The organism is Anabaena sp. TISTR 8404, from assembly GCF_056847745.1.
This window is the reverse complement of sequence record NZ_CP180578.1, coordinates 1,830,031-1,852,554: the sequence shown is the minus strand read 5'-3', so window position 1 is coordinate 1,852,554 and position 22,524 is coordinate 1,830,031. Positions and strand designations below refer to the sequence as shown.

19 protein-coding genes are annotated in these 22,524 nt (G+C 40.4%); 12 read left to right on the top strand and 7 right to left on the bottom strand.

What is annotated here, in order from left to right; genetic code table 11:
* Positions 1–260: 260 nt before the first annotated feature.
* Positions 261–1,265, bottom strand: coding sequence for a phosphoribulokinase (locus ACMX3D_RS07990; RefSeq protein ID WP_482750891.1), 1,005 nt, complete (start codon positions 1,263–1,265; stop codon positions 261–263).
* A gap of 1,142 nt (positions 1,266–2,407) precedes the next feature.
* Between ACMX3D_RS07990 and petH the strand changes: the two genes are divergently transcribed.
* The 3 genes from petH (at position 2,408) to ACMX3D_RS07975 (ending at position 6,461) form a co-directional block, all read left to right on the top strand.
* Positions 2,408–3,730 carry a ferredoxin--NADP reductase gene (petH, locus tag ACMX3D_RS07985; RefSeq protein ID WP_482750890.1) on the top strand — a complete coding sequence of 441 codons (1,323 nt, stop codon included), beginning with the start codon at positions 2,408–2,410 and terminating at the stop codon, positions 3,728–3,730.
* A 217-nt stretch (positions 3,731–3,947) separates the two neighbouring features.
* The gene (locus ACMX3D_RS07980) at positions 3,948–5,237 is read left to right on the top strand and encodes a homoserine dehydrogenase (protein ID WP_482752301.1); all 1,290 of its coding nucleotides are present in this window, start codon (positions 3,948–3,950) and stop codon (positions 5,235–5,237) included.
* A 129-nt stretch (positions 5,238–5,366) separates the two neighbouring features.
* Complete coding sequence (locus ACMX3D_RS07975; protein ID WP_482750889.1) at positions 5,367–6,461, top strand: S-layer homology domain-containing protein; 1,095 nt, start codon at positions 5,367–5,369, stop codon at positions 6,459–6,461.
* 94 nt (positions 6,462–6,555) lie between these two features.
* On the opposite strand, the gene ACMX3D_RS07970 is transcribed toward ACMX3D_RS07975, so the two are convergent.
* From ACMX3D_RS07970 to ACMX3D_RS07960, 3 genes are all read right to left on the bottom strand, one after another.
* Entirely contained in the window at positions 6,556–6,993 is a 438-nt protein-coding gene (locus tag ACMX3D_RS07970) for a CAAD domain-containing protein (protein WP_482752300.1), read from the bottom strand.
* Positions 6,994–7,609: 616 nt separating this feature from the next.
* Complete coding sequence (locus tag ACMX3D_RS07965) at positions 7,610–8,068, bottom strand: pentapeptide repeat-containing protein (RefSeq protein WP_482750888.1); 459 nt, start codon at positions 8,066–8,068, stop codon at positions 7,610–7,612.
* A gap of 311 nt (positions 8,069–8,379) precedes the next feature.
* Entirely contained in the window at positions 8,380–9,234 is an 855-nt protein-coding gene (locus ACMX3D_RS07960) for an alpha/beta fold hydrolase (RefSeq protein WP_482750887.1), read from the bottom strand.
* 186 nt (positions 9,235–9,420) lie between these two features.
* Between ACMX3D_RS07960 and ACMX3D_RS07955 the strand changes: the two genes are divergently transcribed.
* From ACMX3D_RS07955 to ACMX3D_RS07930, 6 genes are all read left to right on the top strand, one after another.
* Positions 9,421–10,569 (top strand): glycoside hydrolase family 10-like protein, encoded by a 1,149-nt coding sequence (locus ACMX3D_RS07955; RefSeq protein ID WP_482750886.1) that lies wholly within the window; start codon positions 9,421–9,423, stop codon positions 10,567–10,569.
* An 8-nt stretch (positions 10,570–10,577) separates the two neighbouring features.
* On the top strand, positions 10,578–10,997 hold the full coding sequence (locus tag ACMX3D_RS07950; protein WP_482750885.1) for a C6orf136 family protein: 420 nt from the start codon (positions 10,578–10,580) through the stop codon (positions 10,995–10,997).
* A 123-nt stretch (positions 10,998–11,120) separates the two neighbouring features.
* Entirely contained in the window at positions 11,121–12,023 is a 903-nt protein-coding gene (locus ACMX3D_RS07945; protein ID WP_482750884.1) for a M48 family metallopeptidase, read from the top strand.
* 56 nt (positions 12,024–12,079) lie between these two features.
* Positions 12,080–12,649 (top strand): Uma2 family endonuclease, encoded by a 570-nt coding sequence (locus tag ACMX3D_RS07940; protein WP_482752299.1) that lies wholly within the window; start codon positions 12,080–12,082, stop codon positions 12,647–12,649.
* A gap of 804 nt (positions 12,650–13,453) precedes the next feature.
* Positions 13,454–14,410 (top strand): GTPase Era, encoded by a 957-nt coding sequence (era, locus tag ACMX3D_RS07935; protein WP_482750883.1) that lies wholly within the window; start codon positions 13,454–13,456, stop codon positions 14,408–14,410.
* Positions 14,411–14,481: 71 nt separating this feature from the next.
* A complete protein-coding gene (locus ACMX3D_RS07930; protein WP_482750882.1) occupies positions 14,482–15,159 on the top strand; it encodes a response regulator in 678 nt (225 codons plus the stop codon).
* Positions 15,160–15,284: 125 nt separating this feature from the next.
* Here ACMX3D_RS07930 and ACMX3D_RS07925 read toward each other — a convergent pair whose 3' ends face one another.
* The 3 genes from ACMX3D_RS07925 to ACMX3D_RS07915 all read right to left on the bottom strand — a co-directional run bounded on the left by ACMX3D_RS07925 (position 15,285) and on the right by ACMX3D_RS07915 (position 18,467).
* Positions 15,285–15,482 (bottom strand): DUF2795 domain-containing protein, encoded by a 198-nt coding sequence (locus ACMX3D_RS07925; protein WP_482750881.1) that lies wholly within the window; start codon positions 15,480–15,482, stop codon positions 15,285–15,287.
* 399 nt (positions 15,483–15,881) lie between these two features.
* Positions 15,882–17,759 carry an ATP-binding protein gene (locus ACMX3D_RS07920; RefSeq protein ID WP_482750880.1) on the bottom strand — a complete coding sequence of 626 codons (1,878 nt, stop codon included), beginning with the start codon at positions 17,757–17,759 and terminating at the stop codon, positions 15,882–15,884.
* 138 nt (positions 17,760–17,897) lie between these two features.
* Entirely contained in the window at positions 17,898–18,467 is a 570-nt protein-coding gene (locus tag ACMX3D_RS07915) for a DUF3611 family protein (protein WP_482750879.1), read from the bottom strand.
* 232 nt (positions 18,468–18,699) lie between these two features.
* On the opposite strand from ACMX3D_RS07915, the gene ACMX3D_RS07910 reads away from it, so the two are divergent.
* The 3 genes from ACMX3D_RS07910 to ACMX3D_RS07900 all read left to right on the top strand — a co-directional run bounded on the left by ACMX3D_RS07910 (position 18,700) and on the right by ACMX3D_RS07900 (position 22,505).
* Positions 18,700–20,049: a histidine phosphatase family protein gene (locus ACMX3D_RS07910; RefSeq protein WP_482750878.1), complete on the top strand. Its 1,350-nt coding sequence runs from the start codon at positions 18,700–18,702 to the stop codon at positions 20,047–20,049.
* Positions 20,050–20,347: 298 nt separating this feature from the next.
* Positions 20,348–21,622: a dihydroorotase gene (locus ACMX3D_RS07905; protein WP_482750877.1), complete on the top strand. Its 1,275-nt coding sequence runs from the start codon at positions 20,348–20,350 to the stop codon at positions 21,620–21,622.
* Positions 21,623–21,758: 136 nt separating this feature from the next.
* Entirely contained in the window at positions 21,759–22,505 is a 747-nt protein-coding gene (locus ACMX3D_RS07900; protein WP_482750876.1) for a creatininase family protein, read from the top strand.
* Positions 22,506–22,524: the final 19 nt, after the last annotated feature.

Genomic DNA, 22,524 nt, shown 5'->3' with positions numbered 1-22,524 from the left:
TTGTAAAGGAAATAATAGTTATAGCAGGGAACAGGCAACATGCAACAGGCAACAGGCTTTAAAGTCGCTCAGTGTCCACGTTTGATCATTCGTCTTTGTCATTATCTCTGCTTCGACTGCTATAAATCTTTTTAATAGTCAAAAAGGAGGAGGCACGAAGCATAAAATTTCATACTTCATACTTTTTTCTTTCCTAAATAAAAAGGGGATGCCCCCGGAAGCACCCCCAAAAACTTTGACACAAACACTGCTGTTTTGTTTTAGACTTGAACTGCTAGTTTTGCTTCCTTTGATGTTAAACGCTCATAGGTCGCACGCATTTTGAGACCTGTCAGAACTTGGAACAAACCAGTTCCATTGTTGGAACCAGGATACTCACGATGTTGAAGTAACAAGTGAGTCATTTCACCTTGATACTTGGTGGATGTGTTGCTGAGGTGGTTTTCGATGTAGATGACTTCTTCTAGGTTGTCAAATTGACCGTCTACCTCTAGAACTGAAACATAGCGGCCGTAGTAAACATCGGAACCATAGTACAGCTGCATACCTGGATAAGAACAGGTAAGCTTACGTCCACAAGGAGTCCAGTGAATAGTTGAACCTTCATCAAACAGGTAAATTGGCTCAAATCCTTCTTTACCTTCTCTTTGCAACATCCGTACCCGCAGTACTTTGCGGTCTGTGTCGTTCTTGATGAGGTTTGTGGGTAATACTTGGAGAACTACGTCAGCGAATTCTCTTTGGGGTTCGATGTATTTTGTAAAGTCAGGTTTACGGGAGTTGATAGCAGCTAAGACATCTTCGTAGCGATGACCTCTTTCTGCCATGTCGCGTTGAATTTTCCAGGCAATTTTCACTTCATCGCTGATGTCAAAATAAACGCTGAAATCGAGTAGCGATCGCACCCGTTCATCATATAAAGGATGTAGACCTTCAACCACAATAATGTGATTTGGTTCTACTCTTTCTGGCGGATCAATCATGCCGGTTTCGTGGTTATAAATCGGCTTATCAATCGCTTGACCTTCTTTGAGCGCTTTAATTTGCTCATACATCAAGTCAAAATTGTTTGCCCTGGGGTCAAGTGCAGTTATCCCAGTTTCTTTGCGCTGTTTGCGATCTAGGCAATGATAGTCATCTAAGCAGATAACTGTCATAAACTCTTCACCGAACAAGTCGATCAAACGACGCAAAAAAGTAGATTTGCCACACCCGGAGTCTCCGGCTACTCCAATTAGTACCACGCGTTCCGGCTTACTTGTCATAAATCTCCTCTAAATACTAAATGTGTCAATCAATAATTTTTCACACAGCAGATTTTGAAGCCAGGAGTTTACCCCATTGGTTTTTTCCTGTGTTCTTGCTACTCAGCCACATAACGACTATCAGACGGGTGGACAACCAAATTAACGGCTGTTACTCGTCTGAGATTGCTTTATTTTGCAGCTAGTAAGTATTTAATCCTAGTGGTATACTTAATTTTAACAGAAGGGGTTATCCTATACAAGATTTAATATCAGGAAGAATCTTGTACTGCTACAGTTGGATTAATGATTTAGGGCTAAGTTTTCCAGACACAGCACAGCTTTTGTTTTTAACCTATCTCCCCCATGACATACATATGCTTAAAGGCTGAGCATATACAACTTTGCATTAAAAGCCAATTTTTGCAAGTTGTTGCTGATTTCTTGGTAGTAACCCAACAACGTAAAAATTTAACATGAAAATCTACCTAAAGAATGACTAACTGTTGGTGTTCAGTATCAAGAACTCAGCAGTAATTTTTAGGGAATTTTTTAGTATAAATATAAACCTTATAGTCAAATTCATATCAAGGTTGACAGATGATTCACATCACGTGAAACTGATTGTAGTACTTTGGATCATCTTTTTTTCAATCATTGCTGCTCTACGGTGGCAGTAATGCTAGATGTCTCACTAGCCATGAATAAATAACAAACCCAAAGAAAGCCAAGCAATATACTAGCAAATAAGCATAATAATCAAGAATTGATGACGGCAAGCTACCAAAATATTAGTAATATTGAGTCGCATCTGCCTTAATTCAGTGTTAATTGGAAGTACGGAAAGTAATTGCATCAAATTTTTTGAGATTTTTAGCAACTATCTCCCTGAAAGAGTGAGCATTCACGAAAAAAAGATTAAATTGACTCATGCTTAACATTCTGCCAGCGACTTATCCTCTATTTTAGATGATGAACAGGTGTGTTTCTTACGATACCCTCTTGCCTGAAGCGAGTGTACTTAGCAAGGTATCATTTTGTGGTGCCGCTTTCCCAGAGTGCTAGTTTTAGTCACCAAAAATCCGATAAACTAAAAGCTGGCTAGTGATGGGAATAGTTTTTTTTTGAAAAACGGTTAAGTAAATATCGGAGTGATAGAACGAATGTACAATCAAGGTGCTGTTGAGGGTGCTGCCAACACAGAATCAGGTAGCCGCATCTTCGTTTACGAAGTGGTGGGTCTGCGTCAGAACGAAGAAACTGATCAAACGAACTACCCAATTCGTAAAAGTGGCAGTGTGTTCATCAGAGTGCCTTACAACCGCATGAATCAAGAAATGCGACGTATCACTCGCCTAGGCGGCAAAATTGTTAGCATTCATCCAGCAAGTGTTTTAGAGCAACTCAATGGTAAAGACCCTGTTGTGAATGCTGCACCTGTAGAGACTGCTAACAGTGAGGGGAATGGTCAAGCCACACCTGTGAAAGTGAAAAGTGAAGCGAAAGGCTTTGCTAAACCACCAGCTGAAGAACAGCCGAAGAATAAAGACAACAAAGGCAACACCATGACTCAAGCGAAAGCCAAAAAAGCCCACGCTGACGTTCCTGTAAACACTTATCGCCCTAATGCGCCATTTATTGGTAAGTGTATATCTAATGATCCGTTAGTTGGAGAAGGCGGGATTGGTATTGTTCAGCATATTAAATTTGACCTTTCTGGCAGCGATTTGAAGTACATCGAAGGTCAAAGTATTGGGATTATTCCGCCTGGTGTAGACAAGAATGGCAAGCCAGAAAAACTCAGATTATATTCTATTGCTTCTACTCGTCATGGTGATGATGTAGATGACAAGACAGTTTCTTTATGCGTCCGCCAGTTGGAATATAAGCATCCAGAAAGTGGCGAAACAGTCTATGGGGTTTGCTCTACACACCTGTGTTTCTTAAAACCAGGGGAAGAAGTAAAAATCACCGGGCCAGTCGGTAAAGAAATGTTGTTACCCGATGACCCCGAAGCTAACGTTATTATGATGGCAACTGGTACAGGTATCGCGCCAATGCGTGCTTACCTGTGGCGTATGTTTAAGGATGCAGAAAGAGCAGCTAACCCAGAGTACCAATTTAAAGGGTTTTCTTGGCTGATATTTGGCGTTCCGACTTCTCCCAATATTCTCTATAAAGAAGAATTGGAAGAAATGCAGCAGAAGTATCCTGATAACTTCCGCTTGACTTACGCTATCAGCCGGGAACAAAAGAACCCCCAAGGCGGCAGAATGTATATTCAAGACCGCGTAGCAGAACACGCTGATGAACTGTGGCAGTTGATTAAAAACGAAAAAACCCATACATACATCTGCGGTTTACGCGGTATGGAAGATGGGATTGATGCGGCTTTAACTGCTGCTGCTGCTAAGGAAGGCGTAACCTGGAGTGATTACCAGAAGGAAATCAAGAAAGCTGGTCGTTGGCACGTAGAAACTTACTAAGTTAGTCATTAGTCAATGGTCAATGGTCAATGGTCAATGGCCATTAGATTAAGACATCTGACAAAGACAACTGAAACAAGATAATCTGTAGGGTGGGTTGTTTACCCACCCTACAATTGTTTTATATATATTTGCTGAGAAACAGTTCTGGTGGTTAAAGTATAACTACTCAGCACTCAGCACTCAGCACTCAGCACTAATATTGGGTGAAAAGCTTGTGGGTGTAAAGCTAGGATTATTAGGATTAGGTACAGTAGGTACGGGTACGGTGCAACTATTACAAGATGCGGTTGGCCGTCATCCGCTGTTGGAGGAAGTAGAAATCTATCGGGTGGGAGTCCGATCGCCTGACAAACCTCGTGCGGTAGAATTACCACAGTCAGTCATAACTACAGATTTAGCAGCAATTGTCAATGACCCAGCGGTAGATATTGTAGTTGAGGTCATGGGGGGATTAGAACCGGCGCGATCGCTCATTCTCCAAGCCATCAAAAATGGTAAACACGTCGTTACTGCAAATAAAGCGGCGATCGCGCGTTTTGGGGCAGAAATTTTCAACGCTGCCAATGAAGCCGGGGTTTATGTAATGTTAGAAGCGGCTGTTGGTGGTGGGATTCCAGTAATTCAACCCTTGAAGCAAGCTTTAAGTGTTAACCGCATTCACACTGTTATTGGCATCGTTAACGGTACGACTAACTATATCCTTACCCGGATGCAAACTGAAGGCAGCGACTTTGGTGATGTTTTAGCTGATGCCCAACGCTTGGGTTATGCGGAAGCTGACCCCACAGCCGATGTCGATGGCTTAGATGCAGCCGATAAAATCGCAATTTTGGCATCCTTGGGTTTTGGTGGACGCATTCATTTACCAGAAGTTTATTGTGAGGGAATTCGGCAAGTTAGCAAGACAGATATTACCTACGCCGAAAAATTAGGCTTTGTGATTAAATTATTAGCGATCGCCAAATACCAAAACAACGATAACTCTCAATTATCTGTGAGAGTTCATCCTACCTTCGTGCCGAAAGCTCACCCATTGGCCAGTATTAACGGTGTTTATAACGCCATTCTTGTCGAAGGAGAACCAATCGGCCAAGTCATGTTTTTTGGGCCGGGTGCAGGTGCGGGTGCAACAGCCAGCGCTGTCACCTCGGATATTTTAAGTTTAGTGGCAGCCCTCAAGAGTAATACAGCAGTACCAAATCCGCTACTTACCTGTAGACATGAGGATTACTGCCAAGTTACCCCCATTTCGGAATTAGTTACCCGATTTTATGCCCGCTTCCTAACTAAAGATCACCCCGGTGTCATCGGCAAATTAGGTACTTGCTTTGGAAATCATGGTGTGAGTTTAGAGTCTGTTGTGCAAACTGGTTTTCAGGGAGCCTTAGCAGAAATTGTCGTTGTTACCCACGATGTCAAAGAAGGCGACTTCCGTCAAGCTTTAGATGAAATTCGGAATATGGAAGCGATTGATAGCATTCCCAGCATCTTGCGAGTGCTGTAATAAATATGTAGACGCGTAGCGGCTTGCCGCAGGCTAGTGTGAAGGATGAAGGATGAACTTTTTATCCTTTACACTTCATTTTGTGGGTTAATTTTTTTAAGGGAACTTACCGTTTCCAGGGGAAATACGATGACCAATCTACCGCCTTCTGATCCCAAGTCATCTGAAAAAACCGCCCTTGGCTTTGATGAATTTATTGCCATTTTGGTTGCTTTTGCCACTATTGGGGGAATTCTGTTGTGGTCATTTTCGCGGCGAGATGCTGGCTGGAACTTCAATACAGTGTTGTCGCCCTCACCAAGTTCAACTCCGGAAACTCAACCAAGTCCCGCCGTCACTTCTTTACCTTCACAGGTGCAACCAAAAGCCAATTCTCAACTGGAGGCTGCACCGTTACCTCCAAATGAGATAGTTCCTCAACCAAGTCCAACTTCGCCCCTAATACTTCCACCAATTCCCATCACTCCGCTTAATTCATCGCCACAGCCTGCACCTTTTTCTACATCCAGAAACTCAGATTCATCAATTCCATCATCTTTACCTTTAGTTACTCCTGCGGAACAGAAGTCCGTTATTCCACCACCCATAGCCTTTAACGATGTACCCACTGATTTTTGGGCAACTCGGTTTATTAATGCTCTTTCGGCTCGCGGTATTATCAAAGGTTTTCCAGATTATACGTTTAGGCCAAATCAACCTGTTAACCGTGCTGAATTCGCTGCAATCCTGCAACAAGCTTTTGATACTGAACCAAGTAAGAATTCTGTAGCTTTTAAAGATGTATCAGCCAAATATTGGGCAACACCAGCAATCGATCACGCTGTTGGTACAGGATTTTTAAAAGGGTTTCCTGACAAAACTTTTAAACCAAGTCAAAAAATTACCCGTGTGCAAGTTTTAGTAGCTCTTGTAAGTGGGTTGAATCTCAAACAACCAGCAAAACCGCCACAGGTGTTAAGTATTTATCAAGATAACAAAAGTATTCCGAAATATGCTGAAAGCAAAGTAGCGGCTGCTACAGCTAATGGTCTGGTGATTAGCGATGCCAATTCCCAATTCTTGGCTCCTAATCAAGAAGCTACCCGTGCGGAGGTAGCTGCAATGGTACATCAAGCGTTAGTCAAGCTGGGCAGGCTAGATAAAATTTCTTCTGAGAATATTGTGCGAGTGCCTGTGCAAAATTCCTTGCCTCAAGGTAGAGTCTACGAATTACCCTCCCAGTAAGTCACTCATTATATTTGAACCTTCAAAAAGTGAGAGCGGTAAACTACCGCCCTCACTTCTGTGTTTTAAATTAAATTGCAGCGAGGGTTAGTTATTATGCTCCAGGAGCGTTTCTGCCAACAACTTGTGATTTGAGAGTTGTAATTTCGTTAGTTAACTCTTTCCTGGTTGAAGCTTTGAGTAAATAGCGATAAACAAACCAAGCAGAGTAACCGATACCAATCAACTCAAAAGTAGGTGCTACTAAAGGAATATCATTCAAAGAATCTAATATCGCCAGAAGTACCTTAACTGCGACAAGTGCTGTCAGAATTAAACCAACACTAACTAGGGGCTGCTTGTATTTATTGAAGAAGCTACCCAGGTATTCAGGCAGTGTTGCTAAGAAGCCAGAAATTTGTTCTCCGTATTTTATCCATTCCTCTTGAGGTTGAGCAGGAGGTTGGAGTTTGGTAATGGTTCCTGTTTGGCTGTTGATATCTGGCACTGTTGCTTCTGTGGATTTTGTTTCTGCGAATTCCGGTTCTTGCATTTTAACTTCCATAAATTTGACAGTTGGGTTTTTTAATCCGGACAATTACAACCAAAAGGCTGTGATTAGGCAATGCACAAGTGTATCAGACTTGGCTGGTTAGCACGGTTCCCTATAACCATAAATGCCTCTAACCTCTACTGCATCAACTTCAAGGTAGACAGTCAGTAGGAGGACAGAAGCCAGAAAATGGTAGGATGTGTTACCCCATTTATCTGAGTTTTGTGTTTGTCAATCAGCTGCAACCCTTAGGATGAGATTATCCCATGCCGTATCAGTTGCTGATAATCGTACTCATTCAAGTACAAATCATGCAAAAATCAGATCACCTCTCATTTATACAAGGTTAATCGCCGATTTTAACTGAATATTAAAGCTATCTTCAGCCGGATTCGTCAATGAATCTATCGGTCATTGATATTAATACTTAATAAAAATTCTTCTGTATTTACGTACCTAGATTTTATAGATGTTTTGTGGTAGAGAGTTTGCCTGGTGGCTGGCGTAAATAACAAGATACCCGACTTCTCAAAGAAGTCGGGTATCTAAAGCCCTTGGTAATACCTCAAGCAGACAATTGTTTTGCCTTTGGCTTTTTTACTTTTGCCTTACTGCACTAGTCCCAATCAGGAATGTCGGCACTATCACCACCAATACCGATGCCAGTGTTAAAAATGTCTGCATCAGTAATATTCATATTTTCCATTGATGCCCCGTGTACATTGGAGTCGTAAATTTGAGCGCGGGTAAAATTGACTCCGTTAAGATTAGCTTGTTTGAAATTAACGTTGGTGAGAAAAGATGAAGATAAGTTAGCACCTTTCAGATTAGCATTGGTTAGATCTGCACCTTCTAGGTTAGCTCCCGAAAGATTAGCTTTGGAAAGGTTTGCACCACGTAAATCTGCACCAATTAAATGAGCGCTACTGAGGTCAACTCCTACTAGATTGCACCGCTGACATTCCCCAGTAGATAAAAGCCTTTGTAAATCTTGCGAATTCCCTGCTTTAACAGAGCTTGCAAAAATGAGGGGAGTTGTTGCTAAGGCTATAGCTGCAAAGAGCTTAAGTTTCATGATTTTTCCCCCTTTGTGTTGAAGTTGCATCCGTTCTTTTCCTCACAATTCTATTATCTCATTAAAAGACTGCACGATGTTGACTTAACTCACAAAATGAATGTGAGCTTGATATCTTTGTTCATGGCGCGAAAAGAGTAATGACAAGGGTTTTGGGTTGTTAATAGCAGAGGAATTCTACCTAAAGTTACCATTTTTTATCTTGTTAAATCTTTTTAAGAATTTCAAGTATTTATTTTAATTTGTCATCAGTTGTTAACCAGATTTTTCCTATTACTAATTGACACTCAGTAATTGTACAGTTAAGTGTATTAATTAACCGCAAAATTACTGATGTACTGGTTGACTAACTGAGGTTGTTCTTGCTGCACCCAATGTCCACAATTGGGAATATACTGAATTTGGAAGTGGCTAACGTAGGCATCAGTTTCATACGTAAGCTCCTTGCCAAGAGCAGTATCATTTTCTCCCCAAATCATCAGTGTGGGAACAGGCAAAATTCCCCATTTTTGGTTGGATAAAAATGGCGTTAAATTATTGCGGTAGTAGTTCAACATAGCTGTTAAAGCACCTGGTTTAGCCGCAGCCTTTTTATAAGCTTCCAGGTCAGAAGAAGTGAAAGCATTTTTATTAACTGCTGTGCCTTGAATAGTCTGGGCAATTGGTTGATAGTCAAAAGATTTTAGCAGTAATTCTGGAATTGCAGGCAGTTGAAATAAGAACATGTACCAACTGCGTAGCAACTGTTGAGGAGTGAATAATCCTTGGGAAAACTTTGCTGGATGCGGTATGTTAAGTATAATTAATTTTTCTAACATTTCCGGGTGGGCGTAGGCAAAAAACCACGCGATCGCACCGCCCCAATCATGCCCAAGTAAAACGCATTTTTCGTGACCTAAACCTTTAATTACACCCTCAATATCTTTGACAAATTCATCCATAACATAAGCTGATGGCGCTTTTGGTTTATCACTATCGTTATAGCCACGCAAATCAAGGGCAACTACTTGAAAATATTGGGCAAATTCTGGTATTTGATGCCGCCAAGAATACCAAAATTCAGGAAACCCATGTAACATCAACATTAAAGGGCCTGTTCCTTGGGTGACATAGTGTAACTTCACACCATTGGTAGTTATATATTTGTGTTCCCATGAATTTTTCATTTCAGATATATGTTGTATTTTTTCAAGAAATAACCTGGCTTTTGTGGAATTATGTACCACCTTACTATCCCAAACATCTGTTAAAGGGCAGTGTTTGAGGTGGTAGTAATGTCAGAGAATCTTTATAAAAGTATGAAGTGTGAAGTATGAAGTATGAAATTTATAGTTCATACTTTTCTGAAAGCTATGAAAACAACAGAAATTCGCGGTGTCTGGCTGACAACTACCGATAGTAAAGTTTTCCGGTCAAAGCAACGTATTGCACAAGCGATGGACTTGTTAGCGGAGACGGGATTTAATGTGGTGTTTCCTGTGGTTTGGAATAAGGCCGTTACCATGTACCCCAGTCCAACTATGCAGCAGATGTTCGGGGTGGAGATTGACCCGATGTCTGTTGGTCGTGACCCTTTAGCGGAGGTGATAGCCCAGGCGCGAAGTGTGGGGTTAAAGGTTATTCCTTGGTTTGAATACGGCTTTGCTAGTTCCTACAACTTGAATGGTGGAATGCTGTTACAAAAAAAACCGGAATGGGCGGCGCGTGACTGTAACGGGAATTTATTGCAGAAAAATGGTTTTGAGTGGATGAATGCTTTTCATCCCCAGGTGCAAGAATTTATGTTGAACTTGGTTTTGGAAGTGGTGAACAATTATGATGTGGATGGAATTCAAGGAGACGATCGCTTTCCGGCTTTACCCTGTGAAGGTGGTTATGATCCTTTAACTACTGCACGTTATCAACAGCAATTTGGCTGTCGTCCACCCAACAACCCCCAGGATAAACAATGGTTACAGTGGCGTGCCGATATTTTGACAGATTTTTTGGCACGTCTTTATGGCGAAGTCAAAAGAATTAATCCTAATTTGTTGGTGTCGATGGCCCCAAATATTTATGATTGGGGGTTTCGAGAATATCTGCAAGACTCTGCCACATGGTTGAGGTTGGGGATAGTTGATATGATTCACCCGCAGATATATCGGCGTGACTTTGATAGTTATAAAGCGATCGCTAATCAACTAGCCAGCTGTCAGTTTACAGATGCGACTCTACCAAAGTTAGCACCGGGAATTTTGATGAAGCTTGGGACTTATACCATCAGCCCAGAATATCTTGTGCAGGCGATCGCCTACAACCGCCAACTAGGAATTTCTGGTGAAGTCTTCTTTTTTTACGAAGGTTTGCGAGAGAATAACAATGCTCTTGCTCAAGTCTTGCGAAATGGCCCATACTCTAAACCTGCGGCTTTTCCTACTGTGGCTGATTTGCAGCAACCCAGCAATAGCAGTTCTTTGTCTTTGTGGCAAAAAATCAATAGATTCTTGCAAAATCTTATTTAATGAGGCGCATGGCAGATAAATTGCAAATAGAACAAGTTATTCAAACTCTCAAAGATGATTTACCTACACTCTTTGAAAAAGATATTTCATATCACATTTATACCCAAGATATCTATTTTAAAGACCCAGTAAACAAATTTAAATATAAATTTAACTATCGCATTATTTTTTGGACATTGCGATTTCACGCCCAACTATTTTTTACTCAAATTGCTTTTGATTTACATGAAGTTTATCAGTCGGCAGAAGACACGATTTTAGCCAAATGGACAGTGCGCGGTGTGTTGCGTGTGCCTTGGAAAGCAAAGATATTTTTTAATGGTTACTCGACTTACAAATTTAACTCAGATAATTTGATATACGAACATATAGATACCTGGGATAGAAAACCTGGAGAGATTTTAAAGCAGTTTATTCAGCAAGGATAACTTAGGCGATAGGTTACAGGTGACAGGTTACAGGGATAAAAATTTTAATTTTTATCATCTGTTGATGTCTTAAACTAGGTTGCGATTGCTATATATACAAGATTGATTAATAGTTAAAAACTAATGGATAGAAAAGTATTTGTCGGTCTAAACACAGTCAGCTTTCAGCATCCCTTTGATCAAAAAGCGTTGGCTGCTTTGAATAAAATGCCAGGATTACCTTTAGTATTGAAAAAGGTAAATGAGTATGGAATTGACCGTTTACTGAGAATGCAAATTATTGGTGGTGAATTTCGAGTTACACCGCAAAATTTTCCTAAATTAGATGATGCCTTTGCCGAAAGCTGTGAGATTCTTGACTTGACTCCCAAGCCAGAACTCTATTTATTTCGCGGTACAGGGCATATTCAAACTAATGCTGTTGGTGTGGAAAAACCAATGGTGAGTGTAAATTTAGAAGCTATGGAATGGTATTCACACGACGAATTGCTGTTTGCTTTTGGCTGTGAAATTGCCCGCATTAAGGGTAAATATATTGCTTATCAGCAAATGGCCAATGTTATGCCCTTGTTAAAAAATATTATTAACAGTACAACTTTTGGTTTGGGAGGTTTAGCTGCTGGTGGAATAGAAGTGGCATTATCTAATTGGATTATGATGTCAAAATTCACAGGCGATCGCGCGGGTTTATTAGCATGTCAAGATATTAATGTAGCTATCACCGCACTCATGAAGTTGGCTGGCTTACCATCTGAATATTTAAATCCAAATACCATTGCTGATTTTCAAGCTCAAGCGCGGGAATTTTCTACTATTACTCTTGATAACTTGGATCAAGTAACTAAAATATTAAGTTTCATGGAGTACCGCTTTCCTTGGGCTGTGATGCGAACTTCTGAATTGTTGAAATGGGTTGATTCTGGAGAATACGAAAAATTCATCCAAGCAGAAAATGTAGAACATCTAGAAACTTCGGCAGAAAATACAACAGATGCTGAAGATTGGCAATTTATGTCTTCTTGGTAGGTTAACACCCTTACACTTCTATTCCCTACTCTCACTTACAAATTAAATTTATGGTTATGAGTTCCTTGACATTAAATTTAGATACCGTTCATCTTACAGACGAACAGTTTTATCAATTATGTCAAAATAATCGTGAGTTGAAATTTGAACGCACTACCAAAGGACAATTAATTATTATGTCACCTGTTGGGGGAGAAAGTGGTAATCGAGAAGCTGACTTAATTATTGATTTAGGAATTTGGAATCGCCAAACTGGACTAGGTTATGTTTTCAGTTCTTCTACTATATTTAAGTTACCAAATGGTGCTGACCGTTCTCCCGATGTCGCTTGGATTAAACTAGAACGTTGGCAAGCACTTACTCCCGAACAAAGACGCAAATTTCCCCCTATTGCACCAGATTTTGTGATTGAGTTAAGGTCAGCAACAGATGATTTGGCAATGCTACATTCTAAAATGCAAGAATATATGGATGCAGGTGTGCAATTAGGATGGTTGATTAATCCTCAACAGCAACAAGTGGAAATTTATCGCCAACAACAAGATGTGGAAGTACGAAATCTACCCACAGAATTATCAGGCGAAGATGTCTTACCCGGATTTAGCTTGAGTCTACCTTGTTATTAAGTTTCTCAAAATTTTTAGCTCAGAATGAAAACAGATAGTTTAAGATGCAGAGAAAGAAGCTGATGATTTAGTATATTGGCTAAATCTCAACTTCTGCTTCATCAAGAGGTCGTCCGACAAGATTATCTAACTATAATTTAAAATAAGATTACTAAAATTACAGAAAAAATTAATTTTTCCTAGTTTAAGTAATGCTGTATTTTGTCACTATCAACTATAAAATATCAGGTTTTAAGCAAAAAACTTCAATGTAATGAATTTTGTTACTAAGTAATGAATTTTGTTACTAATAGCAACAAAAGTAAATATTAGGTGTTTGCCTGTGACATGATTCACTTTCGAGTTGACTTAGTTAATATGGTGATAGTTAGAGATAGCTTAACTCAAATTCTTAGGTTTAATCAAAAATGTGTATTACTATCTGTAGTTGATATATCGTTTAAATAAAGTCAATTAATTGTTAATCAAATTGTGAAATCAGGCAAGTTTATGCTAGTAATTATTTATTAAATCTAGCCACGAAATAATATTTTTGAGACTCTCTCAACTGAAAATCAAAAAATAATGTAATAAAAATTACACTAGCTTTTTCAAGGTAACACAACTGTATGGAAGAGAGATAACATGATGTTTGTTTGATCTTATATATCTATTTTTGAGATATTTGCAGCCAAATATCTCTAGTAGTAGATTAAACTGAAGCAATGACAAACACCGAAAATTCCAGGGTGAATATATGTTCATTGTGCGTCTGAACCCAGAACTAACTTATCCCATCTATAAAATATGAAGGTGGAGTAAAAGGTGACTAGTATTGATAATCACATCTTCTCTTTTTCAGGAGAAGTATTAATTCCTCAAGCTCCTCCTGAATACAAATCGGGGTTTATCGGCATTATTGGTCGTCCTAATGTCGGTAAATCTACTTTAATGAATCAATTAGTTGGTCAAAAAATTGCCATTACATCACCAGTAGCACAAACCACACGTAATCGTTTGCGCGGAATTCTGACGACAACAGAAGCACAGTTGATTTTCGTCGATACACCGGGAATTCATAAACCCCATCATCAATTGGGGGAAGTATTAGTACAGAATGCCAAAATTGCTATTGAATCAGTAGATGTGGTGCTGTTTGTCGTAGATAGTACAGCAGCTTGTGGCGCAGGCGATCGCTACATTGCTGAGTTATTAACTCACAGCCACACCCCCGTCATTTTAGGACTAAATAAAATCGACCAACAGCCAGGAAATTCCCAGTTTATCGACGAAAGTTACCAACAGCTAGGTGATGCTAATCAATGGCCGATAGTGAAATTTTCCGCCAAGACTGGCGCAGGATTGCCAGAACTGCAATCATTACTAATTGATAATTTAGAAACTGGCCCTTTATACTATCCTCCCGACTTGGTAACAGACCAGCCCGAACGGTTTATTATGGGCGAATTAATCCGGGAACAAATTTTGCTGTTAACCAGAGAAGAAGTGCCTCATTCTGTGGCGATCGCCATTGATAAAGTAGAAGAAACACCAACAATTACCCGCGTCCTCGCCACCATCCACGTCGAACGAGATTCCCAAAAAGGTATTTTAATTGGTAAAGGCGGTTCAATGCTCAAAGCTATTGGCAGTGCAGCCCGCGAACAAATCCAAAAACTCATCTCAGGCAAAGTATACCTGGAACTTTTCGTCAGAGTCCAGCCAAAATGGCGGCAGTCTAGGTTAAATTTGGCAGAGTTTGGCTATCGCGTGGAAGAATAGAGAAGTTAGTCAATAGTCAATAGTCAATAGCTATTGGACTCTTGACTCTTGACAATTGACCATATACCAAAATGTCTACCAATTCCAGCCATACCTTCAATTTACCGACTGATATACCTGTGTTGCGGGTTTTGATTGTGGAAGATGATCCCATGATGCAGTTGGGACTGGAACAGTCATTGATGGTGCAACCCCAGTTGCAAATTGTTGGACAAGCAGAAGATGGTTATTTAGGGGTGCAAGCCGCCTTAAAACTAAAACCAGATTTGGTAGTCATGGATATTGGTTTACCGCGCCTGGATGGGATTGCAGCCACACAGCAAATTAAAGCTGCATTACCAGAAACTCATGTAGTTATGCTGACATCTCACACTACGGAAACAGAAGTAATTGCCGCACTGTCGAGTGGTGCAGATGCTTATTGTATCAAAGGTGCGAGTGTAGAAAGACTGTTAAAAGCGATCGCAGCTGCTGTTGATGGTGCAACTTATTTAGATCCGCAAATTGCTAGACGTGTAATTGATAACCTCAAACCTCCCGCCACTCAGGGAAACACCGCCAATTTATCAACAAGAGAATTAGAAGTTTTAAAACTGATGGTAGAAGGTTTAAGTAACCCAGAAATTGCTGAAAAACTTTATCTGAGTCCTAATACCGTCAAAACCCATGTGCGTGGGATTATGAACAAACTAGCAGTTGATGATCGCGTTCAAGCAGCTGTAGTTGCACTGCGATCGGGTTTGGTGTAGAAATACAGCAGATTACAGGTGAATGAGGTACAACTTGTCACCAAAAAGCTGTGTAACACAAGACTTTCAAGCCTGTTCCCTGTTCCCTGCTGTATGTTTACCTTCTACCATCTGCCTGCTAGAATTTACGATGCAACTTCATTTAGAGCTTGGTTAATAGCTGCGATCGTTTCATAGTGCTTTTGAGGTAACTTCTTCAATGCTCTGAGAATTTTTTCATCAGCACCATATTCTTCAGCATATTTAATCAAGTCTTGTTTACTTGCGGGATATGTAATTGTTTTTAAATTTGCCTGTAGCAGCACAGGAGTTATGTTCTTCATTTTTCACCTCTTGAAGTCTTAACGCTGTTTAAACTTCATGAGCAACTAATTCCACAACTATTTGCTCATAATTAACCTATATTACTCAACTTATTGCTTTAACCATTAACTGGCAGCAATGCGGTTTAGTTCAGCCAATTTATCTTTTTAAGCAACTAGGAACAAAAAAAGTTTATCAGAAACGGATTTGGGCAGAAAGGTAATTATTGGTTGTTACCTTTAATTTCTTCCATACTATTATGGCTCTTTTCGTATTTAAATTTTTACAAAATTTAAGTAAAAATTAGAACATAAAAACAGAATAAGTGTACTCATTACAATTCTTTATAGATAAGTAATTGAAAAAGGTTCATGATGGTAGAGTTTGAATGTTATTTATAAGCATCAGATGTTAATTAACTACTGCTGTCGTAAAGGAATGATAATTATAAATTCTGCGCCCTGACCTGGAGATGAAATACACTCAAGAGTGCCATGATGATTTTCTGTCACAATTTGATAACTAATTGACATACCCATTCCTGTACCTTTACCAATTGGTTTTGTGGTAAAGAAGGGGTCAAAAATGCGTTGTTTGATTTCTTCTGGTATCCCCAGACCATTGTCGGCAATTTTAATGGCAATCTGATTTTCATTCACTATTTTTGTACAAACCAAAATCCTGCTAGGACATTGTTGAATTTCCTGTTGTGTGCGTTGTTCATCTCGTTCTTCTAAAGCATCAATAGCATTCGTTAAAATATTCATGAATACTTGGTTGAGTTGACCTGCATAACACTCAACTAAAGGTAAATTTCCATATTCCTTAATAACTTCAATTCCAGGATAATCAGGTTTAGCTTTGAGACGGTTTTCTAAAATTAATAACGTACTATCAATTCCTTCATGAATATCAACTGCTTTATATTCAGCTTCATCGAGACGCGAAAAATTACGCAGCGAAAGGACAATTTGCCGAATGCGATCGGCTCCGATTTTCAAAGAAGATAATAACTTTGGTAAATCTTCTATCAAAAATTCTAGGTCAATAGCTGCAATTTCGTCTCGAATAACAGAAACTGGATAAGGATAGGATTCTTGATATAGTTTAATTAAGTTTAGTAAATCTTGAATATAATCATTGGCAGGGGCAATATTACCATAGATAAAGTTAACTGGATTATTAATTTCGTGAGCAACACCTGCTACTAATTGTCCCAACGAAGACATTTTTTCACTTTGAATCATTTGGGTTTGAGTGCGTTGTAATTCCTTCAGTGCGTCTTCTAGTTGTTGAGTTTGTTGTCGCAGTGCTTCTTCAGCAATTTTGCGATCGCGCGATTCAATTACCAGTCGCACAAAGTCAGTAATCGAGCCAATAAAACTTTCTTCTTCTAATGTCCACTGACGCTGAGTTGCCAAATGTTCACAACAGACTACACCAATTACTTCCCCCCTAGACCAAATTCTGGCATCCAGCATCGAGGCAATTCCCAGTGGGGTTGTATAAGTAGCAGAAAATTCTGAGGTGCGCGGATCAGTATGCACATCAGCAACAGCAATTACTTGTTCTTTTTTTAAAGCTTGAAAATAACTGGGAAAGTCACAAACAGATAATTCAAAACCATGACTGTGACAATTATTTTCATGTTCATATAAGTCAATACAATAAATCCCTAAATGATTTTCTGTATATAACCAAACACTCACCCGCGCGACATCCAGACCCAAACTTGCGACTTCTGTTATATATTGAATGGCAATTTGAAAATCATCGTGTTGTAGTTTGTCACTTTGCACAAGTTGCTGTAGAGCATTGCTATGTCTGCGAAAGCGCTTTTCCGTTTCTTGGCGTTCATGAATTTCCTGTTCCAACTGATTCACTGTCTGACGCAGCAAAGCAGTTTCAATTTTATTTTTGGAAGCAATTAACCGAATTGAACCAACTAAAAATGAATTACCAACTTCATCAAAAAATAGGCTTTTCTTAGTAGAAATAATCTGAGTTTCACCTTGGTAATCTGTGATTAATTCCTCATGTTCATCAGTCAAGCCTGTGGTGAATACCAGTTCATCTCTCTGCCAAAAAACATCGGCTTCTGTTTTGCAAAAGAAATCATAGTCGGATTTACCAATAAGTTCGGCTCGTTCAGAACCTATGAATTGACACAATGCATCATTGACGAACACCCAACTGTGTTGCCTGTCTTTCACAAATATCGGATCTGTAATACTGTTGAGAATACTCCACAGAAAAGCCTGAGAAGATTGTTGCGGAACAAGGTTGAAAAACACCATCTTGCTGAGTCCTGCAAGGTACTGACTTTCTTTTATCCCTCTCATCCCAAATCAAGGATGAGTAGCACAAAAGATTGCCTAAGTTTTCCCTTAGTATGCCCAAGATGCAATTTAAAATTAGGTCTGCATAAATAATTTTTAATGCTTATGCACCCGTTCCAATAGCCATAAAGAAGCGACAGTTCCGACAAAGTGACCCGTAATTCCATTAATATTTGCTACAGCTACAAATACATCCAGCGCCCGAATAATTTTGTTGGGGTCTGTAATTGCTACTCCTGGAGGTTGGGAAATTGATTTTGCCACCAAAACTCCTAAAGTTGACCCAGCACCCAAGAGGGTTAATAGTATGCCAACTAAACTCACCATTATGCCTAATCTGATAGCTGCGATCGTATCTGCCTTGCTAGGGTGTAAAGCGTGATTAGGATTTTCTAATCGTTTACCCAGGCGAGTATAGCGAAAATCCCAGTACACGCTAAATAATAAAGCTACAATCCCGCAGATAGCCCAAAATAAGCCAACTCCCAGACCTGCATTTGGTTGGTCGGTAAAGTCTCGTCCAGTGGAAGCAAACATTACAGCTATGCCAGAAACCACAGCCAGCCCTAGTTGTACCCAGAAAGTAATCCAACCCGTCAAGCGAATAGTATTACCGATTGCATGAAGTGATGGTGCTAAGGTTCTTGCGTCTGTTTCTGTTTGCATATTAATGTCCATCTGTTTGAATTTCTTGGAAGCCTCCCCTAATATCAAGCATATTTTGGCTTGATAACGGTATTCCCCCATCTACAGACAGAACCTGCAAGCTATCTTAAGGATGACTAAATACAGCAGTTGTAGTTTGACACTTGACACAAGTACCCAATCTATTTAAAAAGATTATTCGGCAAACACTTTAGAGTAAAATTAATCCTTTAGATAGAGGAGGGCAAAGCCAATGACTCGTGTCATCATTGTGCGTCATGGGCAAAGTAGCTACAACGCCGAACGGCGTATTCAGGGGCGCACGGATGCGTCAAAGTTAACAGAAAAAGGTCGTAATGATGCCAGTAAAGTAGGCAAAGCCCTCAGTAATATTTCATTTCAGGCGATTTATAGCAGTCCTCTGCAACGAGCTAAACTAACCGCTGAGATTATTCAAAGTGAGTTAGCTAATACTCAAGAGTCTGCTGCTGTTCAGACTTCTGATAAGTTATTGGAAATTGATTTGCCTTTGTGGGAAGAATTGCTAACTGCTGATGTCGAGCAGAAGTTTGCCGAAGACTATCGTATTTGGCACGAACGCCCCCATGAATTGGTCATGCTAGTTAAGAATGCTGAGAAAACAAGAGAACATTTTCCTGTTCTGGCTTTGTACGAACAAGCACGACAATTTTGGCAAGAAATTTTGCCACAAAATCAAGGTAAAACTATTCTGATAGTTGGACATAACGGCATTAATCGTGCCTTGATTAGCACAGCACTGGGTATTCCTCCTAGCCGTTACCATTCTATTCAGCAATCTAACTGTGGTGTGACGGTATTAAATTTTGCTGGCGGTTTAGGTGAACCTGTTCAACTAGAATCGATGAATCAAACGCAACACATGGGAGAGGCTTTACCATCATTGCGTCCACATCATCAGGGAGTGCGGTTGTTGTTGGTGCGTCACGGCGAAACAGAGTGGAACCGCCAAACCCGATTTCAAGGACAAATTGATGTTCCTTTGAATGACAATGGCAGAAATCAAGCGCAAAAAGCAGGTGAATTTTTAAAAGATGTCGCCATTGACTTTGCTGTGAGTAGTTCGATGGAACGTCCCAAAGAAACAGCCGAGATTATATTACGTCAACATCCCGACATTAAGTTAGACCTGCAAGATGGTTTAAGAGAAATTAGTCATGGGCTTTGGGAAGGCAAATTAGAATCAGAAATTGAGCAAGAATTTCCTGGGGAATTGCATCGTTGGCGGACAATACCTGCTGAAGTACAAATGCCAGAAGGGGAAAATTTACAACAAGTTTGGGAACGTAGTGTTGTTGCTTGGCAATCTATTGTGCAAACCGCATTAGACAATCAACTTAAAACGGGATTAGTAGTGGCTCACGATGCTACTAATAAAACTTTACTTTGTCATATTCTCGGCTTAACCGCAGAAAACTTTTGGAATTTCCGTCAAGGTAATGGCGCAGTTAGCGTTATTGACTACCCTAACGGACTGGATGGTTTTCCAGTACTACAAGCAATGAACATCACGGCTCATTTGGGTGGTGGTGTTCTCGATAAAACAGCCGCTGGAGCATTATAAAACAGGGAGGAGTGAAGAGTAAGAAGTGAGGTACTAAGCTAGGTGTGAATAGTAAAGCCTAAATAACTCATAACTCACGTGATGTGCAACTTATTTTTAAACCCCTCTCCAAACCTCTCACGCCAGTTGCTACAACGGGGGGAACCCCCGCAACGCACTGGCTCCCCTGGGAGGAGAGAGGCTTTGATTCTTGCTCCCCTTCCCTACGAGGGCAGGGGTTGGGGGTTAGGTTTGAGTGAAAGTTGCACACGGCGTTAACTCTTAACTCCTAACTCATCACTCCTAATTAATGATTTTTATGACTGAACTTTTACAACAAGTACGAGTAATTGACTCGGTTTCTAGAACTGACCAAATAGCTGATGTCCTGATTGCTGATGGTAATATTCAAGCTGTAGCTGGAGAAATTTCTGATATTAGTGCTGATACTCAAGTTAGAGATTGTCGAGGATTAATTTTAGGAACTGGGTTAGTAGATTTATACAGTCACTCTGGCGAACCAGGGTTTGAAGAACGGGAAACTTTATCTTCTCTATTGCAAGCTGCGGCGGCTGGTGGCTTTACTAGAGTTGGAATTTTACCGGATACATCTCCATCTATTGATCATCCGGCGCTGGTAGCACAGTTGCAGAAGCAGAGAAGCGCATCTCTTTTGCACTTCCGCACCCCTGCACCCTGGCTGAACATTTGGGGTGCAATTACTTTGGATGTGGCGGGAAAACAGTTGACGGAATTAGCAGATTTGGCAGCTGCGGGAGTGGTTGGTTTTACTGATAGTCATCCGTTGGATAATTTTGGGTTGGTGCGGCGAGTACTGGAATATGTGCAGCCTTTGGGTAAACCTGTAGCTTTTTGGCCTTGCGATCGCCAGCTTACATCTAATGGTGTGATGCGTGAAGGGGCAGATGCACTGCGGTTTGGTTTACCACCCATCTCTGCCAGTGCCGAAACAACTGCAATCGCTGCTTTGTTAGAATTAGTTGCAGCTACTGGTAATCCGCAAGTTCATATTATGCGTGTCTCCACTGCGCGGAGTGTGGAATTAATCGCTGCTGCTAAGGCTGCTGGTTTACCCATCACCGCCAGCACTACTTGGATGCACTTATTATTAGATACTACAGCGATTAAAAGTTACGACACCAGTTTGCATTTAGACCCGCCTTTAGGTAATCCTAGTGATTTAAAAGCTTTGCGTGCAGGTGTTCGCACAGGCATAATTGATGCGATCGCGATCGACCATGCAGCTTATACTTATGAAGAAAAAGTTCAAGCTTTTGCGGAAGCACCACCGGGAGCAATTGGTTTTGAATTAGCCTTGCCTTTACTGTGGCAAAATCTTGTCGAAACTGGGGAATTTACAGCTTTAGAATTGTGGCAGGCTTTAAGTAGCAATCCGGCGAAATGTTTGGGGCAGAAATTGAGTACATTAACTCCCAATCAAAAAGCAGAATTAACTTTATTTGATCCTGTACAAACTTGGAAAGTTGAAAGGAAAAATCTGCATACACTTTCGAGTAATACGCCTTGGTTTGGGCAAGAATTACAAGGTCGTGTTTTGCAAATTTGGTGTTAGCTTGGTTGGTGCGATCGCCTGACAAGTACTACAGTGGAAACTGCTGAATTTGGCTAAAGTCGAGTTAGTGGCGAGTTAATCACAAAGCAGAAAAATTAACTTTCCACAGCAATTTTCATGAGGACGTAGATTAAAAATGTTACTGCATTTGAGTACTTGGCAAGAAGTTGAAGCTTACCTACAGCAGTCTAAGGGGATGATTTTTCCGATTGGTTCTACAGAACAACATGGGCCGACGGGGTTAATTGGTACTGATGCGATTTGTGCAGAAGTGATCGCGCGTGGTGTAGGTGAAGCAACGGGGGCGATCGTTGGCCCTACAATCAATGTGGGGATGGCATTGCACCATACAGCTTTTCCTGGCACGATTAGTCTACGCCCTAGCACTTTAATTCAAGTAGTCCGAGACTACGTAACAAGTTTAGTCAAAGTTGGTTTTAGCAAGTTCTACTTTATCAACGGCCACGGCGGTAACATTGCTACACTCAAAGCCGCTTTCTCGGAAACTTACGCTTACCTGGAAGATTTGCAAATTCCCCATGCTCATCAGGTGCAATGTCAGGTAGCTAACTGGTTTATGTGCAAATCTGTATACGAGTTGGCTAAAGAATTATACGGTGATCAAGAAGGTTCTCATGCTACTCCTAGTGAAGTAGCTGTCACGCAATATGTTTATCCAGAAGCAATTAAGCAAGCACCCCTTTCATCAGAAGTTGCGCGTGGACATAACATTTATAGTGCAGCTGACTTTCGCAACCGTTACCCAGATGGACGTATGGGTTCAAATCCTGCTTTAGCAACACCAGAACACGGTAAGCAATTTTATGACTTGGCGGTGAAAGAACTTAGTAATGGATATTTGCAATTTCTGAACGCAGATTAATCTTGTCTCCTGTAAGTTC

Bases quoted from the DNA above. Each gene is read 5' to 3' on its own strand.
- ACMX3D_RS07925 (WP_482750881.1), bottom strand. From the start codon at position 15,482: ATGAAGAACATAACTCCTGTGCTGCTACAGGCAAATTTAAAAACAATT.
- ACMX3D_RS07940 (WP_482752299.1), top strand. From the start codon at position 12,080: ATGAGTTCCTTGACATTAAATTTAGATACCGTTCATCTTACAGACGAA.
- ACMX3D_RS07975 (WP_482750889.1), top strand. From the start codon at position 5,367: ATGACCAATCTACCGCCTTCTGATCCCAAGTCATCTGAAAAAACCGCC.
- ACMX3D_RS07930 (WP_482750882.1), top strand. From the start codon at position 14,482: ATGTCTACCAATTCCAGCCATACCTTCAATTTACCGACTGATATACCT.
- ACMX3D_RS07905 (WP_482750877.1), top strand. From the start codon at position 20,348: ATGACTGAACTTTTACAACAAGTACGAGTAATTGACTCGGTTTCTAGA.
- ACMX3D_RS07910 (WP_482750878.1), top strand. From the start codon at position 18,700: ATGACTCGTGTCATCATTGTGCGTCATGGGCAAAGTAGCTACAACGCC.
- ACMX3D_RS07920 (WP_482750880.1), bottom strand. From the start codon at position 17,759: ATGGTGTTTTTCAACCTTGTTCCGCAACAATCTTCTCAGGCTTTTCTG.
- ACMX3D_RS07965 (WP_482750888.1), bottom strand. From the start codon at position 8,068: ATGAAACTTAAGCTCTTTGCAGCTATAGCCTTAGCAACAACTCCCCTC.
- ACMX3D_RS07970 (WP_482752300.1), bottom strand. From the start codon at position 6,993: ATGCAAGAACCGGAATTCGCAGAAACAAAATCCACAGAAGCAACAGTG.
- ACMX3D_RS07955 (WP_482750886.1), top strand. From the start codon at position 9,421: ATGAAAACAACAGAAATTCGCGGTGTCTGGCTGACAACTACCGATAGT.
- ACMX3D_RS07945 (WP_482750884.1), top strand. From the start codon at position 11,121: ATGGATAGAAAAGTATTTGTCGGTCTAAACACAGTCAGCTTTCAGCAT.
- ACMX3D_RS07900 (WP_482750876.1), top strand. From the start codon at position 21,759: ATGTTACTGCATTTGAGTACTTGGCAAGAAGTTGAAGCTTACCTACAG.
- ACMX3D_RS07960 (WP_482750887.1), bottom strand. From the start codon at position 9,234: ATGAAAAATTCATGGGAACACAAATATATAACTACCAATGGTGTGAAG.
- ACMX3D_RS07990 (WP_482750891.1), bottom strand. From the start codon at position 1,265: ATGACAAGTAAGCCGGAACGCGTGGTACTAATTGGAGTAGCCGGAGAC.
- ACMX3D_RS07915 (WP_482750879.1), bottom strand. From the start codon at position 18,467: ATGCAAACAGAAACAGACGCAAGAACCTTAGCACCATCACTTCATGCA.
- ACMX3D_RS07950 (WP_482750885.1), top strand. From the start codon at position 10,578: ATGGCAGATAAATTGCAAATAGAACAAGTTATTCAAACTCTCAAAGAT.
- petH (WP_482750890.1), top strand. From the start codon at position 2,408: ATGTACAATCAAGGTGCTGTTGAGGGTGCTGCCAACACAGAATCAGGT.